Source organism: Propionibacterium acidifaciens (genome assembly GCF_003798325.1).
Taxonomy (GTDB): Bacteria; Actinomycetota; Actinomycetes; order Propionibacteriales; family Propionibacteriaceae; genus Propionibacterium; species Propionibacterium acidifaciens.
Window position 1 is genome coordinate 1,632,121 of the sequence record NZ_CP033719.1, and the last position, 14,714, is coordinate 1,646,834.

The window sequence follows — 14,714 nt, forward strand, 5'->3', positions numbered from 1 at the left end:
TCGCCATGACCGCAGGAGCAGCGCACCTCTTCGACGTGCCGTCCGGAGGCATCTCGCTGGCCGGCGGGGTGCCCGATCTGAGCCCCATCGAGATGAGGGGACTCTCGGAGCAGGTCGGCCGCCAGATCCGCCTGGGCGGGCCCACCATCCTCCAGTACTCGACCATGGAGACGCCGAGCGACCTCGTCGAGGCGATCGAGGACCTGGCCGGCCGGGAATCGATGCACCCCCTCGCCTCGAACCTCGTCCCCACCAGCGGCAGTCAACTCGGCCTGGTCGCCGTGTGCCGGGCGCTCGTGGCCGACGGGGAGTACATCGCGACAGAAGAGCTCACCTACCCCGGTGCCCTCAGCGCTTTCGCCTGGTGCGGAGCCCGCGTCGCCCCAGTGCCCATGGATGAGGAGGGCCTCGTCCCAGAGGCCCTCGTCGAGACCGTCACGCGTGTTCGAGCGTCTGGGGGCCGGCTCGACGTGCTGTACACGGTGCCAACCTTCCACAACCCGACCGGGCGCACCCAGGGCACGGGCCGGCGGCAGAGGCTCCTCGAGGCCTGCGAGGCGCTCGACGTGCACGTGATCGAGGACAATCCCTACGGGATGCTCTCATTCACGGGCCGTGAGCTACCCGCACTGAAATCCATGAGCCCCGCCGGCGTCACCTATCTGGGGACCTTCTCGAAGGTCTTCGTTCCCGGCCTGCGGTGCGGCTGGATCGATCCGGCCGCCCAGTACCACGAGAGGATCCGTGGCGCGGTCGAGACGGCGACCCTGTCGCCCTCGCCGATCGCGCAGGCGATCATCGCCGGCCATCACCGCAGATGCGGCTGGGACCGTGCCATTGCACGGTTCCGCGAGATCTACGCGGGAAAGGCCATGACCCTGTCGGAGGCGCTGGTCGCCTCCGGGCTCGACCGCGATCGTTGGAGCTGGCGCGAACCTGACGGGGGCTTCTACCTCTGGCTCACCGACGCGACCGGAGTCGACGCCTCCGGACTCGCTGAGGCGGCGCGGCGGGCCGGGATCGCTCTCGTCCCCGGAGCGCGGTTCGGCGGTACCGGAGCGGCCAGGGCCGGCCTGCGGCTGTCGTTCAGCGGCGCGAGCGAGAGCGAACTGCACGTCGCCGCCGATCGCCTCTGCGCGGTCATCTCCGGGGCAGGGACCGTTCAGGAGGGCGCGGCATGACGACCCCGACGATCACGAGGAATCGCAGAACGATTTCCAGGATCAAGGATCTCGTTCCGGTCGGGGACTCCGATTGGAGGGCGTTCGGTGCGGGTGTCCTGCGGAGCGCCGGCTTCCCGGTCGAAGGACTCGACCTCCTCTCGTGTCCCGAGCTCTGCACGGCCGCTCAGCGGTACATGGACGGCATCATCGACGAGACCGAGTACCGTGATGCGTTCGCCGGGGAGCGGCTCCGTCTGTCCACCAGGATCACAGGTCTCCTCCGCCGGGAGGATTTCCTGTCCGCCTTGACCTGGCAGAACCGGAATGTCCTCTCCCATGGAATGCACGAGCTGTCCACGGAGGCCGAGCGGCTGTCCTCGCGACGGCGCCGGAGGGAGGAGGCCGCGGCTCTCTACTGGCAGCGTTACTGCAGCAAGGCGGAGACGATCGGCTTCTTCGGCCCCTTCGCGTGGATCCCCGTCGGTACTCCGGGCGTGGCGCTCGGGTTCACCCCGTCGGCTGAATCCGTCGAGGACCTGTGGGTCTGCATGGAGGCATGGGCCGTGCAACGCCTCGGAACCGTGTTCTCCGAATCGGGGGGTCGCTGGTGGTTCCCGCCACGAGTACGACCGGATCAGGGCCTCGACGAGGAGCTCGGCGAGCTCGTCCGCCCGGGCCACGTGAATCCGCACGTACCCGCTCAGGACATGCGCGTCCTGCGTCTCGTCGATGGATCGCGGAATGGATCCGACATCCTTGCCGAGCTCGCCGGTGGCCCCGACGCCTCCGCGTGGAGCAGGGCCCGGGTGGAGAAGACCCTGGTGAAGTACGTCCACAGGAGGTTCCTCACATGGGACGCCGCCATCCCGGTCAGTCCGGCGGCGCTCCCTCTCCTGATGAAGCGCGTGGAGCGCATCGGTGACGAAGGACTGCGTCGCCGCTTCAGCGGTGTCCTCGACGGCATCATGGCCCGGCTCCAAGAGCTGGGGAACGCCGCCGACCATCGGGAACTCCGCGAGCGACTGACGGAGTTCGACGAGTATTACGAATCCATCGCACACGGGCCCTCGTATCGTTCCGAGGGAAAGGCCTACGCGGCCCGCACCACGGTCTACATGGACGCGACGAGGCCCTGCGCGGCGTCCGTCGGCGAATCTCTGCTGACCCGCATTGCCGAGCCACTGGACCTGGTCCTGCGTTCCGCCGAGTGGTTCGGCGAGAGGCTCTGCCTCGCCTTCGAGAGGTCGATGACTGAGTTCATCGTCTCGACGGGCGGTGGAGCGGGAACGGTCGCCGACGTCTGGGACCATTCCCTCGAGCTGCTGTGGGGCGAGACCGAGGACAACCCTCTCAGGACCGTCGAGGAGGAGCTGTCCCGCCGTTGGGCGGGCATCCTCGGCGAGCCCGGCGCGAGCGCGACTCGGATCCGCCTCGAGAGCCGTCGCATTCGTGGGGCGGTCCACGAGTGCTTCCCCCGGACGGAGGCGCCGGTCCCCGCGATGTCGGTGCACAGCCCCGATCTGCAGATCGTCGCCCGCTCGGCCGAGAACGTCGAGGCCGGTGACTACCAGGTCGTTCTGGGCGAGCTGCATGCCTGTCTGGCGACCCTGGAGATGCCGGCCGTCGAGAGCAGCGCCGGAACCGCTGTGACTCCGGTCGTCAGGGACACGATCAACCGGGCCCTGGGCACCAGCCGAACCGTGCCCCTGTTCCCCAGCGGTTGGCGGCGCAACACCGGCCGGGTCAAGCCGGCGCGCATCGGAACCGGCGAGACCGGCATCGGGTTCACCAATGCCGTCGCGGCCGATCCCGAAAGGGTCGTCCCGGCCTCGCGCATCCTCCTGACGGACACGCCGGCGGGAATCGTCGGTACCATGCCTTCCGGTCGGGTCCTCACCCTGCGGGAGATCTGGGGCGTTCCCCTCTCGATCCTGTGCGCGGACGCGTTCAAGATCGGTCTGCCGGGTGAGCACACGCCCAGACTGTCCATCGACGACCTGGTCCTGTTCCGGGAGGCGTGGACCCCAACCCCGGAGGAGCTCATCCCGCCCGGCCGCGGGGACCCCGCCATGGATTTCGTGCGGGTCCAGGAATGGCGCACCTCGAACGGTCTGCCCACGCGCGTGTTCGCCAAGTTCTCGCACGAGACGAAACCGATCCACGTGGATTTCACCAGCCCTGTTCTCACGGCGAATCTCGTGCGCATGGCACGCAGGGCGAAGGAGCTCGGTGCCACTGCCGTGATATCCGAGTGCCTGCCGCTTCCCGAGGACAACTGGCTGTGCGACGACTCCGGCCAGCACTACGTGAGCGAGCTCCGCTTCCAGATGACGCGAGGCCCCGTGAACCCATCCGCAATCCCAGTGAAGGAGGAGTCATGACCATCCGCACCCCCGTGGCGGATCCCCCGAACGAGTCGACCGGTGGGCCGGTTCCCCATGCGCTGCGCCTGATTGGTGACACTCCGATGGTGAGTCTGGAGCGCCTCTTCCCCCCGCCGGGCCCACGCTTCTTCGGCAAGATGGAGAAGCTCAACCCGGGCGGCAGCATCAAGGACCGCACCGCTCTGTCCATGCTCACCGACGCCCTCGGGTCCGGACGGATCGTTCCCGGGCGCACCACGGTGGTCGAGTCGAGTTCGGGCAATCTCGGGATCGCCATGGCTCAGATCTGCAATTTCCACGGCGTTTCCTTCCGCTGCGTCACCGATCCGAAGATCACCTCGATGAACCTCGCCCTCATGAGAGCCTACGGCGCCGATGTCGAGGTCATCGATCGTCCGGACGAGGCGACCGGGGAGTACCTGCCGGTCCGCATCCGACGGGTCAACGAACTCATCGCGAGCCTGCCGGATTCCTGGTGGTCGAACCAGTACGCGAATCCTGCCAACGCGCGGGCCCACCACCGGACGATGGAGGAGATCCTCACCGCCATCCCCGGCCTGACGCACCTGTTCCTCGCAACGGGTTCCTGCGGTACCCTGCGGGGATGCGCCGAGGGCCTGCGCCGAGCGGGCCGTCAGGACGTGACGGTCATCGCGGTCGACTCGTGCGCCAGTCGCATTTTCGGAGAACCGCCCCAGCGCGCCGCACGTGTCATCCCAGGGCACGGCGCTGCGCTGAGACCACCCCTGATGAGCAACGACTCGGCCGACTGGCTCGTGCGGGTCGACGATGCGGACTGCGTGGTCGGCTGCCACGAAATGCTTCGCAAGGAATCCCTGCTGGTCGGCGGTTCCTCCGGGGCCGTCCTGACCGCTGCACTGCGTTTCGCGCCGCGGCTGCCTGAATCGGCCCGGTGCGCGCTGATCCTGCCGGACGGCGGGGAGCGCTATCTCGACACCATCTACGACCGGAGCTGGGTCCGTCAGCACATAGGTCCGTTGCCCGAACCATCCCGATGGGCGGGGCCGAGCTGCTCCTACCCGCCCATCCATCTCACCGACCACGAGGAGGCAGCAGCATGAGAATCCTCAACCACGATGACGTCGCGATCGCCCTGCGCAGCGGCGCCTTCTCACCGGTCCGAGCAGTTCAGGACGCGTACATGGCCCATTGCCTGGGTCAGACGGCGCTGCCCTTCTCCTGCTTCCTCCGACCGCTGGGGCACCAGGACGACCGGATCATCGCCCTGCCCGCACATCTGCACGGCCAGCAGGATGTCATGGGGATCAAGTGGATCTCGTCCTTCCCCGGGAACACCGAGCGAGGATTGCAGCGCGCATCCTCGGTGATGGTGCTGAACGACCCCAGGACCGGTTACCCGGTCGCGGTCCTCGAGGCCAGCCAGATCTCCGCTACGAGGACCGCCGCCAGCGCAGCGCTGGCGAGTCAGACCCTGCATGGCATGAAACCCGTTCTCACAGCCGGATTCATCGGTTCCGGGACGATCAACCGCAGGGTGCTCGACTTCCTCGTCGCGCTTCACTCCGATCTTCGGGCCATCCGCGTCCAGGACGTCGCTCCTGAACGGGCCACGCGCTTCGCGAGGTCTGCGCTGGTCGCCCATCCATTTCTCGACGTCGAGGTGCGCCAGAGCGCGCAGGACGTCCTGCAGGGGTCCGACACGGTGTCGATCGCGACGACCGACTCGACGTACTGGCTCGATCTGGACAACGACTCGGCGGGCGAGGACCAAGTGATCCTGCACCTGTCCTTGCGCGATCTGAGCACCGCCTCGATATTGGCGGCGACCAACGTCGTGGATGACGTCGAGCATGTCTGCCGGGCGGGAACGAGCATCGAGCGCGCTGCCGAGGAGTCAGGGGGGAGCGCCTTCATCTCGGCGACCATCGGGGAGCTGCTGAGCGATGCGAGGGAACTGCCGCGGAACGGGAAACCGATCATCTTCTCTCCCTTCGGTCTGGGGATCCTCGATCTGGCCGTTGCAGGACAGGTCCTCGATTTCGCCGACATCAATGGCCTCGGATCGGAGATCGGCGGCTTCGACCCAGGCCGTCAACAGTTCAGCGATTCTCGGAGGAGCGGATGATGAGAGGCCTCACAGGCGTTTTCCCCGACGGAGCGGTCGCCCTCGTCACCGGCGGTTCCCGCGGGATCGGTGCGGCGGCGGCACTCGCCCTGGCGCAGGCCGGATGTCGTGTCGTCGTCGCCTACCGCGCCAAGGCGGACAAGGCGGAGAAGACGGCGGTGCGCGTTCGGGAACTCGGTCGTGAGTGCCTGACCGTTCGCGCGGACGTCACCGATGAGACGCAGGTCATCGCGCTGTTCCGGACGATCCGCGAGCAGTTCGGCCGACTCGACACCGCGGTCCTCAACTCCGGCGTCACCGCCGACGGACATGCGGCGGGCATGAGTCTCGCCAAGTGGGACCAGGCCATCAGCACCAACCTGACCGGAACGTTCTGCTGCCTCCGGGAGACCGTGAGGGCCATGTACTCGGCCGGAGGGTCGATCGTCCTCACGAGCTCGACGAGTGGCGTGGCGGGACGTCCCGGGCAGGCGAACTACGCGGCCAGCAAGGGCGGGATCATCGCCATGGCGAAGAGCGTCTGCCAGGAGACGGCCGGTCGCGGTATCCGGGTCAACTGCGTGGCTCCAGGGTTCATCGCCACGGACATGGTCCGGAGGACGCCCAGGAGGGTCGTGGAACAGGCCGAGCGGTTGATCCCCCTGGGGCGACTCGGTCAGCCTGAGGAGGTCGCCAACGCCATCGTCTTCCTGGCCAGTCCGCTGGCCTCCTACGTCACCGGCAAGGTGCTGACGATCGACGGCGGGATGATCAACGGCTGACATGTCCGGATCCCGGTCACGTCACGAACCGGGCACTGTTCCGGAGAATCCATCACCAGAAGAAGAAAGAGGAGACATCATGTCCACCACCGTCAGGCCCTCGGGCGTCCGTCAGCAGGCCGAGGCCCGCATGGCCAGGAATTTCAGGCTCAAGGAGCAGATCATCAACAGGCTCGGCCTGGACACCACCCCCGAAGTCGTCTCGGACAATCAGCCGCTGTTCGGCCGGGGTCTCGAGATGGACTCGCTGGACACCCTCGAAGTCGTCGTCATGGTCAACAACGAGTTCGGGGTGAGCATCAACGACGACGATGCGAAGGCGTTCGGCTCGATCAATGCGATGGCTGATCACATCGAGGCGAACGAGGTCCGATGATGTTCACGTCCGTCATCACCCGCCCGCTGCCGACGTCGAGCACCGGACACGGGGAGAGCGTCCTGCACGACTATGCGGCGGACCGGATCAGGAAGATGCTGCCCCATCGCGCCCCCATGCTCCTGCTCGACCGCGCCTACGATGTCGAACCCGGCGTCTGCGGGTACGGGATCAAGGCGGTCTCGGTCAACGAGCCGTACTTCGCAGGGCATTACCCGGACGAGCCCATCATGCCCGGTGTCCTGATCGTCGAGGCCATGGCCCAGCTGGTAGCCGTCATCTACGTCTCCGAGCATCTCGAGAACGCAGTTGACGGGTCCGGCGAGGATCAGAGCAGCCGGGTCGGCTACCTGGGCGCCATCAGGAGCATGAAGTTCAGCCGTCTGGTCGTACCCGGTGACGTTCTCACCCTGAAGGCCAGGATGGGCACCAGACTCGGCGGACTCAGGACCGTCAGGGTCAGCGCCGCCGTCGGCCGCGCAGCCGTTGCGAGCGGTGAGTTGATCGTCAGCGAAAGAGCCTGAAAGAATTCACGCCCGCAACCCATCATCACGAAACGGATCCACCATGCCCATCTCCGTACGGCCCTTCGAGCAGGTCGACGCAGAAGCCATTGCACGACTGTTCAATGCGCACAAGGACAGTCCCAACCCAGTGGAAGGGGGAATCACCGGCGACCAGCTCGCTCTTGAGATCCGGGAGAGGGGCGTGGAGTCGTTCCTCGTCGCGGTCGACGGAGAACAGGTCATCGGAACCTTCGGCGTTTTCCGCAGCAACGGTCGGCGATCCGTCGCCGAGCACGAGGGCTTCGCCGACATGTTCTTCGTCGCGCCGGGATACCGGCGCTCCGTGGCCTCGGGTCTTCTGTTCACCGAAGCGGTGGAAGGCCTGTTCCGCTCGGGGAGACGCGTCCTGCGTCTGACCGTCAACCCCGCCAACAGCACCGCATTCCGGCTCTACCGACGAGTGGGCTGCATGAGCTTGGGCTATGGTTCTCCGGGCGAGGACGGGAACGTCCAGCTCTACAACTACATACCGCTCATCATGCGCGCCGTCGTCGGGGACCTCAGCGACGCCGACCGTGAGCAGCTCGGGGAGCTGCGTTCGTTCGGCAGCATCTCCGAGCGTCTCGACGACCACTTGGCCTCCGATGCCTTCCTCCACGACGGGCGACTGGCCCTGCAGTACCATCTTGCGCTGGGCGGGATGAAACTGAATGCTCTCGTCGACGCCCACGCGGCCGTCGTCGTGGAGGCCACTCTCATCGGGCCGGACGGGAGCGTTCGACGACTCGAGCTGGACAATCCGCCGGCAATCCCCGAACCGGACGTCCCGGCCATGGTCGCCCGGTGCGGTGATCTCACCCTCACCGTCGATCCCGTCGACGGCACCGTCGACGTCGGCCACCCCGACCACTACGGTCCGCTCGTGTCCGTCACCTGGCCGGGGCGACCCGGCTTCCGCGCGGCGGGATGGCGTGAGTCCGATTCACGCGCCTTCAGGATGGAGCGGATCTCCTCCGGCGTCCGGATCACCGAGTTGGAGACCTCGATATCGTGCACGGCGCGGGTGGAGGATGATGCGCTGATTCAGGATTTCGTCGCTGAACCGAACTCCGAGTTGCGCATGTTCGAGTCGGTCGGACTGCGCACCGGCTGGTTCGACGCGGTACCGGTCCGCGGCCCCAGCCTCACCTGCGCGCCGGTGGGCGCCGGGTTGGCCGTGCGCGACTGCACCGAGGTGGTGGCGGCATCGGTCGAACTCGACCCGTCCTTCCCCGCCACGTGGTACGGGGAACAGGGGGAGAAGGTCGTGGAGACCACGGGCAGGCGCACGTCGATGATCCACTCGACGCTCCTGGATCGCCGCTTCACGACCGACGAGTCCGGTGCTGCCCGGATCGTCACCGTGGTGCATCCACCGGCGCGCAGCCGTCCCGGCGCCCTCACCTTCGGCGGCCTCGTCGCCGATCCGGTCGTCTCGACGAAGGAGAGTCTGCGTATTCGCGAGAGTGCCGCAGGAGTGGCCGACTGGCGCATCAACGGACGCCGGCTCGTCCGCACGCCCTTCCCGAGGATCCGTGGATTCGCCTGCAACCCCTACTGGAGAGCGGGCGTGTGGGCAACGCATGAACCGGAACGCCACCGCCGCGAGCACGGCATGGGATGGGGCCTGTCGCGCCAGACCTGGAGCACCACTCAGACGGGAAGTCTCATCAGCGACGACCGCCGCAATCTGTTCACCATCAACGACAGTCTCGTTGTCGGCCGCCACGAGTTCTCCGTCACGAGCGTGGAGACCGACGGCGAGGACGTCCTGTGGCTCACCCCCATGACCGGACCGGGAACCCGCGTCGTGTTCCCGGGGCTCCGCGGTCCGTGGAGCACCCCGAGCAGTGGCGTCTGGCAGCGGTGGACGCCGTCGACGCTCATCGAGCTGGACCAGGGCATCTGGCTCAGCATCGCTCCGGCTCCCGGTCACGAGGAACTCGTCCCCGAGATCCTCGTTCGCTCGACGCCATCGGGCCTCCTCGTTGGGTGCACGAGCCGCGCGGGCCTGGAAGAGGACCCGATGGTGTGGCGAGTGCGCGCCACCGGGGCGCCCCTGACCCGGATGACCCGGGTCGGGACGGCGGCCTGATCCGACGAGACGGAATCCGCCGACGACCAGGAGAACAACGACCAACAGACACAGCTCGTCGACCCGGACCACAGGGATCGACGCCACGAAGAGGAGAAGGAAACATGACTGCACAGACCGATTACCAGATCATCCGCAACAGCATTGCGGTCCACACCCTCGGCGCGCCGCTTGTGCGGCTCACGGGCGATGACCGGTTGGAGTTCCTCGACGGCTTCCTGTCGAGGTCCAGTGATTTCGTCGATCCTGACACCGCCCGCGAGTGCCTCGCCCTGGGGGATGACGGCCGACCGTTCGCGATCCTGCTGCACCTGGAACTGGACGAGGTCTCCTGGCTGGTCCCCCGTAGCGCGGTCGGCGCAGAGGAACTGGTCGACTACCTGGGAAGCATGGATGTTCCCGACGGCGTCACGGTGGACGTGGCCCCTTCCGGGTGGAGGGCCATCGCCTTCGAGGGGGCCGGCGCGTGGAAGGTCGCCGGGGACTTCATCGACTACGACATCTCCGGTCTGGTCCTGCACGGCATCACCGAGATCACCATCCCCGGGGCGGACAGGGGGACGTCGGCCATCATGGCCCGCGTGTCCACCTCGGGAGAGTACGGCTACCTGGTCGTCACGGACGCCGCCGGCATCGCGGAACTGACCATCGCCGAGAAGGCCCGTGCCCTCGGCGGGGCCGTGATCGGCGATGCGGCCCTGGCGCGGGTCGAGGCCGAGGCGGGAACCCCGCACTACGCCTTCGGCATCAGGGGCCGCGATCTCACCGAAATGGATCTGTCCTGGCTCATCGACTGGAACCGCATCGGGGAGTTCCGGGGCTCGGATGCGTTGACCGCTCCCACCCGCGAGCAGCGTCGGCTCGTCCCCTTCATCGCGGCCGCAGGTTCCACGATCGAGCCGTCGGCCCCGGTCCTCGCCGACGGGCAGCGGATCGGTGAGGTGATCTACGTGACGCCCTCGGCCAATCCCGATGAGGAACTCGGCTTCGCGATCGTCGAGGCCCCCTTCTGGGTCCCGGGCATCGAGCTGAGCCTGGAGGGTGAGGACGGCACGACCATCCGAACCGTCGCTCTGCCCCGAGTCCTGGCCCGCTCCTCCGTCGAGAGGATGGCGTGACCGTGATGAGCGGGAACAGCGTCATGGTGACCGGTGTCAGCCTGGTCACCGCGGCAGGCGGCACCACCCGGGAGAGCTGGTCCTCGTTGCGCGCGGGGCGGACCGGAATCGTCAGGAACAGTCTTTTCGACACCTCCGAACTGCTCAGCGACTGGGCGGGCCAGGTGACCACGGAACGGACCGGACGTATCGACCGCTGCTACTCGCTGGCGGAGAGGGGTGTCGCGCAGGCTCTCGCCCAGGCGGGTCTGACCCCGTCGGATCTTCCCGGGCCGCGGACCGCTCTGGTCGTGGGCTCGAGCCTGGGAGCCATGGAATCACTGCAAGCCGCGCACCGTGAAGCCGTTCTCAACGACACGGTCGACGCCGTCACGGCCCTCGACTCCCAGATCCACTCCGTTGCCGACTTCATCGCGACACGATTCGGTGTCACGGGCCCCCGCGCGGTCACCTCCAATGCGTGCGCCGCCGGCGCGATCGCCATCGGCTACGCGGCGGAACTCCTGTGGAGCGGTGAGGTGGACCGGGTCGTGTGCGGCGGGGTCGACCCGCTGGCCAGCCTGTCCAGCTACGGGTTCTCATGCCTGGGCGCCTTGGACGCAGAGCCCTGCAGCCCCATGTCCGCCTCGACCGGACTGACCCTCGGTGAAGGCGCCGGTTTCCTCGTGCTGGAACGGCGGGAGACGGCCGAGCGCAGGGGCGCCGAGATCCTCGCGGAGATCGGCGGCTACGGGACCAGCTGCGACGGCTACCACCAGACGGCGCCCGATCCGCGTGGTGAGGGCGCCTTCCAGTCGATGGCGGACGCCCTGGCGTGCGCCGGCTGTGAACCCGCCGATGTGAGCTACGTCAATCTGCATGGAACGGGAACCCCGACGAACGACGCCGTCGAGCCCAAGGCGATCTCCCGTCTCTTCGGCGAGACGGCTCCGGTGACGAGTTCCACGAAGTCGGCACTCGGCCACACCCTCGGCGCGGCCGGGGCCGTGGAGGCGGTCTGCGCGGTACTGGCCATCAGGACAGGAACGATTCCCCCGACGATCAACACCCGCGGGATCACGAGCCCATCCGGTCTGGACATCGTTCCCGACCAGGCGCGAAGCGGCCCGGTCGACGTGGTCCTGTCGAACTCCTTCGCCTTCGGCGGCAACAACGCCTCCTTGGTCGTCACCGGCCCCCGCGGGAAGCCCTCCCCCGCCTCCGGAGCGCACCGGAGCGATGTGATGATCACCGGCATCGCGGGGGTCTGCGGGAAGGCCGCCACGACCGAGGAGCTGATCGCCGCGTTCGCGGACGGAGGCGAGTTCGAGGAGCTCGAGAACCTCCCTGGCGGTATCGGGGGAGCAGTACCGTTCGCTCGTTCGGACCTGACCAGGCTCAGGCGCGGGGTCAACCCGGCCCGCGCCCGCCGCATGGATCCGCTGAGCCTGCTGGCCAATGCGGCACTGACGGACATGTACTCCAGGTACGGCAGACCCACACGGGCCGAATCGGCCGGAACGGGCATCGTCTTCGCCACCGGCTACGGCCCCCTGAGCGCTCTGCTCAGCTTCCACGAGGGAGTCGTGAAGGAGGGCATGAGGGGCGCGGACCCGCTCGTCTTCCCGAACACCGTCGTCAATGCCGCCACGGGGCACCTGGCGATGCTTCATCGGCTGCGCGGGTACACGGCCACTCTGGCGGGAGCGGGCGTCAGCTCCATCATGGCGCTGACCCTGGCCAGGCACGTGATCGCTCGAGGCGGCGCAGAACGCATCGTCGTCGTCGTCGCGGATGAATTCCCCGATCTCGCCATCTCCTCGGCCGTCCTCCGGGGTGGTTTCAGACGGGTCGGCGAGCAGTGCGGAGCGGTCCTCGCCGATGGCGCGGTGGCGATCATGCTCGAGTCCCGTCGGAGCGCCCGAGAACGCGATGCGGCCCCGCTGGCCCGGATCATGTCCAGTGCCGCCACGGGGACGGCTGAGGAGCCCTGCGGGGAGGACTCGGCCGAAAGGTCCTGGGCGGATTGCCTGAGCACGGCGCTCCAACGCGCTGGAGCCGACTCCGAGGACATCGCCACCTTCGTCTCGGCGCGATGCGGCGACCCCGCCCATGACGCCCTCGAGAAGAAGGCGGCTCGGAGGGTGGGCCTGAGCGGCACCCGCACCCTCGCTCCGCAAATGCTCATAGGGAATTCGGCCGGTTCGGCCGCCGGTCTGGGGCTGTTGAACGCGCTCGTCGACGAGGAGCGGAGGAAGGACGACCTGATCATGCTCTCATCCCGCTCGGACGGCGGTGCCTTCGCCTCGATGGTGGTGGAGTGCGCATGAGCGGCACCGCGACGACCCATGACCCCCTGCGCTGCGCCCCGACGATCGAGTGCCTGCTCATCCGCCACGAAGGCCTGCCTCGAGGGCCCCGCGGGGAGAGGATCCCCCCGGGCGGGCGTCATCTGCTGACGCAGGCGGCCCGCCTGCTGGCCGGGCGTCACGACGTCCCCGCTCGCGATGAGCACAAGCGGTGGCGCTGGGACGATGGACTGAACGGGTCCCTGTCCCACTGCGGTGCGTGGAGTCTCACCGCCCTGTGCGCCGGGGGCCCCATCGGCGTGGACGTCCAGGATCACCGGAACCGGCCGGGGGCTCTCGCATGGCTGGGCGGGCTCGTCCATGAGCCCGATGGTGCGCCTGCGAGCATTCGGCAGTTCGCCGAGTCCGAGGCCATCATCAAGGCGACCCGGCTCACGAAGGAGACCTTCTCGCAGGTGAGGCTGCCCCGTTGGCGGCCCGGATGGCGACGACTCGACGACTCGACATGGCTGTGGAGCAGCGACTGCAGTGGGGCGGGAGCCATCGCCGTCGCGGCCACCCGGCCTGCAACGATCCGGTGGTGGGTCTCCCGCTCCTCTCGCGGGGGGCGCCTCGCATCGCCCGTTCGTACCCGCATCCAACCGAAGGGATGAAGAACATGACCGCCGCGCAGTACTCGCGCCGCATCACATCGATCGAACGCGGTTACCTGAATGCCGCGACCCAGGGGGACAATCCCATCATCAGCTTCGTCATCGAGGGTCGCGGGCGGCTCGACCCTCAGGAATTGGAACGTGCCATCGTCGTGACGAGCCGGGCCAACCCCGGCCTGTCCGTCGCGAGGAAGGGGAAGCTCTGGCTCGGTACGGGCGAGCCGCCCGCCCTCGAGGTGCATACGACAGGGGCCGGTGAGGAGTGGACCGATCATCCCTTCCTTCACACCCCTCTCGATCTCGTCCACGGTCCGGTGGCGAGTGTCGGACTCATCAGCGACGGCCACGTGGACCGGCTCGTCATCCGGGTCAGCCACGCCGTGGCCGACGGACGCGGCATCGAACGCTGGACGGATGATCTCTTCCGGGCCCTGCGCGGGGAGGAGCCGGCCGGCTCCACGTCGACCGTCACCGACCAGTACTTCCTCTCCAAGGCACGACGGCGCCCGGCCCCCGATGCCCCGTGGGCGAGCCCCGGCTCGCCTCAGCCCTCACCGCTGGGCGCCGGGCGGGATGACGCGGATCTTCCCCGGTGGTCCCACGTCCGGCTGGACGGCGACTTCCCCTTCATGACGGCCAGGATCATCAGCCGGCTGGGGGACGTGTGCCCCGGCGCGCGCGTCCTGGTCCCCGTCGACCTGCGCCGGCACGACCCCACCATCGATTCCACCGCCAACCTGAGCGCCCCCCTCTACATGGAGGCCCGCCCCGGGAGAGGCTGGCGGGAGGTGCAGGGGAGGATCCTGCGGGCCATGGCGAACGGGGACGAGCTGCGGGCCATCATGGCCCGGTTCGTCGCATCCAACCCGATGGCCCGTTCCCTCGAGCAGGCCCGCTCGGCCGGCCGGGACGGGCTCTTCCCGTGCACCGCCATCGTCTCCGACCACGGCCGGATCGACGCCGATCATCGGTACGCCCTGCCCGAGTGGCGGCCCGAGGCGGTCTTCACCCTGCCGATGCTCGTCCCGTACGCGGCGATGTTCATCAGTTCCTTCTCGGTGAACGGACGGACCTCCCTGACCCTGGGCCACCGCAGCAGCGACAGCCGGCAGCGGGCCACGGGCTTCTTGCAGACGATCGTCGACGCCGTTCAGGACGGAGAGGCGGCGGCGTGAGGGGCAGGGCCGGGACCGCATGCTGATACGCTGAACCGACCCGGCACGA

At 68.1% G+C, this 14,714-nt stretch carries 12 protein-coding genes; all 12 read left to right on the forward strand.

What is annotated here, in order from left to right; genetic code table 11:
* Positions 1-5 precede the first annotated feature (5 nt).
* The 12 genes from EGX94_RS06810 to EGX94_RS06865 all read left to right on the forward strand — a co-directional run bounded on the left by EGX94_RS06810 (position 6) and on the right by EGX94_RS06865 (position 14,665).
* Positions 6-1,181 carry an aminotransferase-like domain-containing protein gene (locus EGX94_RS06810; RefSeq protein WP_021796378.1) on the forward strand — a complete coding sequence of 392 codons (1,176 nt, stop codon included), beginning with the start codon at positions 6-8 and terminating at the stop codon, positions 1,179-1,181.
* Positions 1,178-3,544 carry a lantibiotic dehydratase gene (locus EGX94_RS06815; protein ID WP_021796379.1) on the forward strand — a complete coding sequence of 789 codons (2,367 nt, stop codon included), beginning with the start codon at positions 1,178-1,180 and terminating at the stop codon, positions 3,542-3,544. The genes EGX94_RS06810 and EGX94_RS06815 overlap by 4 nt, the downstream gene beginning before the upstream one ends.
* Entirely contained in the window at positions 3,541-4,629 is a 1,089-nt protein-coding gene (gene sbnA / locus EGX94_RS06820) for a 2,3-diaminopropionate biosynthesis protein SbnA (RefSeq protein ID WP_021796406.1), read from the forward strand. Before EGX94_RS06815 ends, sbnA begins: the two co-directional genes overlap by 4 nt.
* Positions 4,626-5,654, forward strand: a complete 1,029-nt coding sequence (sbnB, locus tag EGX94_RS06825; protein WP_021796409.1) for a 2,3-diaminopropionate biosynthesis protein SbnB — start codon at positions 4,626-4,628, stop codon at positions 5,652-5,654. Before sbnA ends, sbnB begins: the two co-directional genes overlap by 4 nt.
* Positions 5,654-6,415, forward strand: a complete 762-nt coding sequence (locus tag EGX94_RS06830; protein ID WP_021796384.1) for an SDR family oxidoreductase — start codon at positions 5,654-5,656, stop codon at positions 6,413-6,415. Before sbnB ends, EGX94_RS06830 begins: the two co-directional genes overlap by 1 nt.
* Before the next feature lie 79 nt (positions 6,416-6,494).
* Positions 6,495-6,791 (forward strand): acyl carrier protein, encoded by a 297-nt coding sequence (locus tag EGX94_RS06835; protein ID WP_043120168.1) that lies wholly within the window; start codon positions 6,495-6,497, stop codon positions 6,789-6,791.
* Complete coding sequence (gene fabZ, locus EGX94_RS06840; protein ID WP_021796399.1) at positions 6,788-7,315, forward strand: 3-hydroxyacyl-ACP dehydratase FabZ; 528 nt, start codon at positions 6,788-6,790, stop codon at positions 7,313-7,315. The genes EGX94_RS06835 and fabZ overlap by 4 nt, the downstream gene beginning before the upstream one ends.
* A gap of 43 nt (positions 7,316-7,358) precedes the next feature.
* Entirely contained in the window at positions 7,359-9,431 is a 2,073-nt protein-coding gene (locus EGX94_RS06845) for a GNAT family N-acetyltransferase (protein WP_021796403.1), read from the forward strand.
* A 104-nt stretch (positions 9,432-9,535) separates the two neighbouring features.
* Positions 9,536-10,549 (forward strand): aminomethyltransferase family protein, encoded by a 1,014-nt coding sequence (locus EGX94_RS06850; RefSeq protein WP_021796394.1) that lies wholly within the window; start codon positions 9,536-9,538, stop codon positions 10,547-10,549.
* A 5-nt stretch (positions 10,550-10,554) separates the two neighbouring features.
* The gene (locus tag EGX94_RS06855) at positions 10,555-12,858 is read left to right on the forward strand and encodes a beta-ketoacyl-[acyl-carrier-protein] synthase family protein (RefSeq protein WP_043120182.1); all 2,304 of its coding nucleotides are present in this window, start codon (positions 10,555-10,557) and stop codon (positions 12,856-12,858) included.
* Complete coding sequence (locus tag EGX94_RS06860) at positions 12,855-13,490, forward strand: hypothetical protein (protein WP_021796373.1); 636 nt, start codon at positions 12,855-12,857, stop codon at positions 13,488-13,490. The genes EGX94_RS06855 and EGX94_RS06860 overlap by 4 nt, the downstream gene beginning before the upstream one ends.
* Before the next feature lie 5 nt (positions 13,491-13,495).
* Positions 13,496-14,665 carry a hypothetical protein gene (locus EGX94_RS06865; protein WP_028706489.1) on the forward strand — a complete coding sequence of 390 codons (1,170 nt, stop codon included), beginning with the start codon at positions 13,496-13,498 and terminating at the stop codon, positions 14,663-14,665.
* Positions 14,666-14,714 lie beyond the last annotated feature (49 nt).

What these genes read in the sequence shown, in the direction of transcription:
- EGX94_RS06860 (WP_021796373.1), top strand. Translation starts at nt 12,855, where the DNA reads ATGAGCGGCACCGCGACGACCCATGACCCCCTGCGCTGCGCCCCGACG.
- EGX94_RS06810 (WP_021796378.1), top strand. Translation starts at nt 6, where the DNA reads ATGACCGCAGGAGCAGCGCACCTCTTCGACGTGCCGTCCGGAGGCATC.
- EGX94_RS06835 (WP_043120168.1), top strand. Translation starts at nt 6,495, where the DNA reads ATGTCCACCACCGTCAGGCCCTCGGGCGTCCGTCAGCAGGCCGAGGCC.
- fabZ (WP_021796399.1), top strand. Translation starts at nt 6,788, where the DNA reads ATGATGTTCACGTCCGTCATCACCCGCCCGCTGCCGACGTCGAGCACC.
- sbnA (WP_021796406.1), top strand. Translation starts at nt 3,541, where the DNA reads ATGACCATCCGCACCCCCGTGGCGGATCCCCCGAACGAGTCGACCGGT.
- EGX94_RS06845 (WP_021796403.1), top strand. Translation starts at nt 7,359, where the DNA reads ATGCCCATCTCCGTACGGCCCTTCGAGCAGGTCGACGCAGAAGCCATT.
- EGX94_RS06815 (WP_021796379.1), top strand. Translation starts at nt 1,178, where the DNA reads ATGACGACCCCGACGATCACGAGGAATCGCAGAACGATTTCCAGGATC.
- sbnB (WP_021796409.1), top strand. Translation starts at nt 4,626, where the DNA reads ATGAGAATCCTCAACCACGATGACGTCGCGATCGCCCTGCGCAGCGGC.
- EGX94_RS06865 (WP_028706489.1), top strand. Translation starts at nt 13,496, where the DNA reads ATGACCGCCGCGCAGTACTCGCGCCGCATCACATCGATCGAACGCGGT.
- EGX94_RS06855 (WP_043120182.1), top strand. Translation starts at nt 10,555, where the DNA reads ATGAGCGGGAACAGCGTCATGGTGACCGGTGTCAGCCTGGTCACCGCG.
- EGX94_RS06850 (WP_021796394.1), top strand. Translation starts at nt 9,536, where the DNA reads ATGACTGCACAGACCGATTACCAGATCATCCGCAACAGCATTGCGGTC.
- EGX94_RS06830 (WP_021796384.1), top strand. Translation starts at nt 5,654, where the DNA reads ATGAGAGGCCTCACAGGCGTTTTCCCCGACGGAGCGGTCGCCCTCGTC.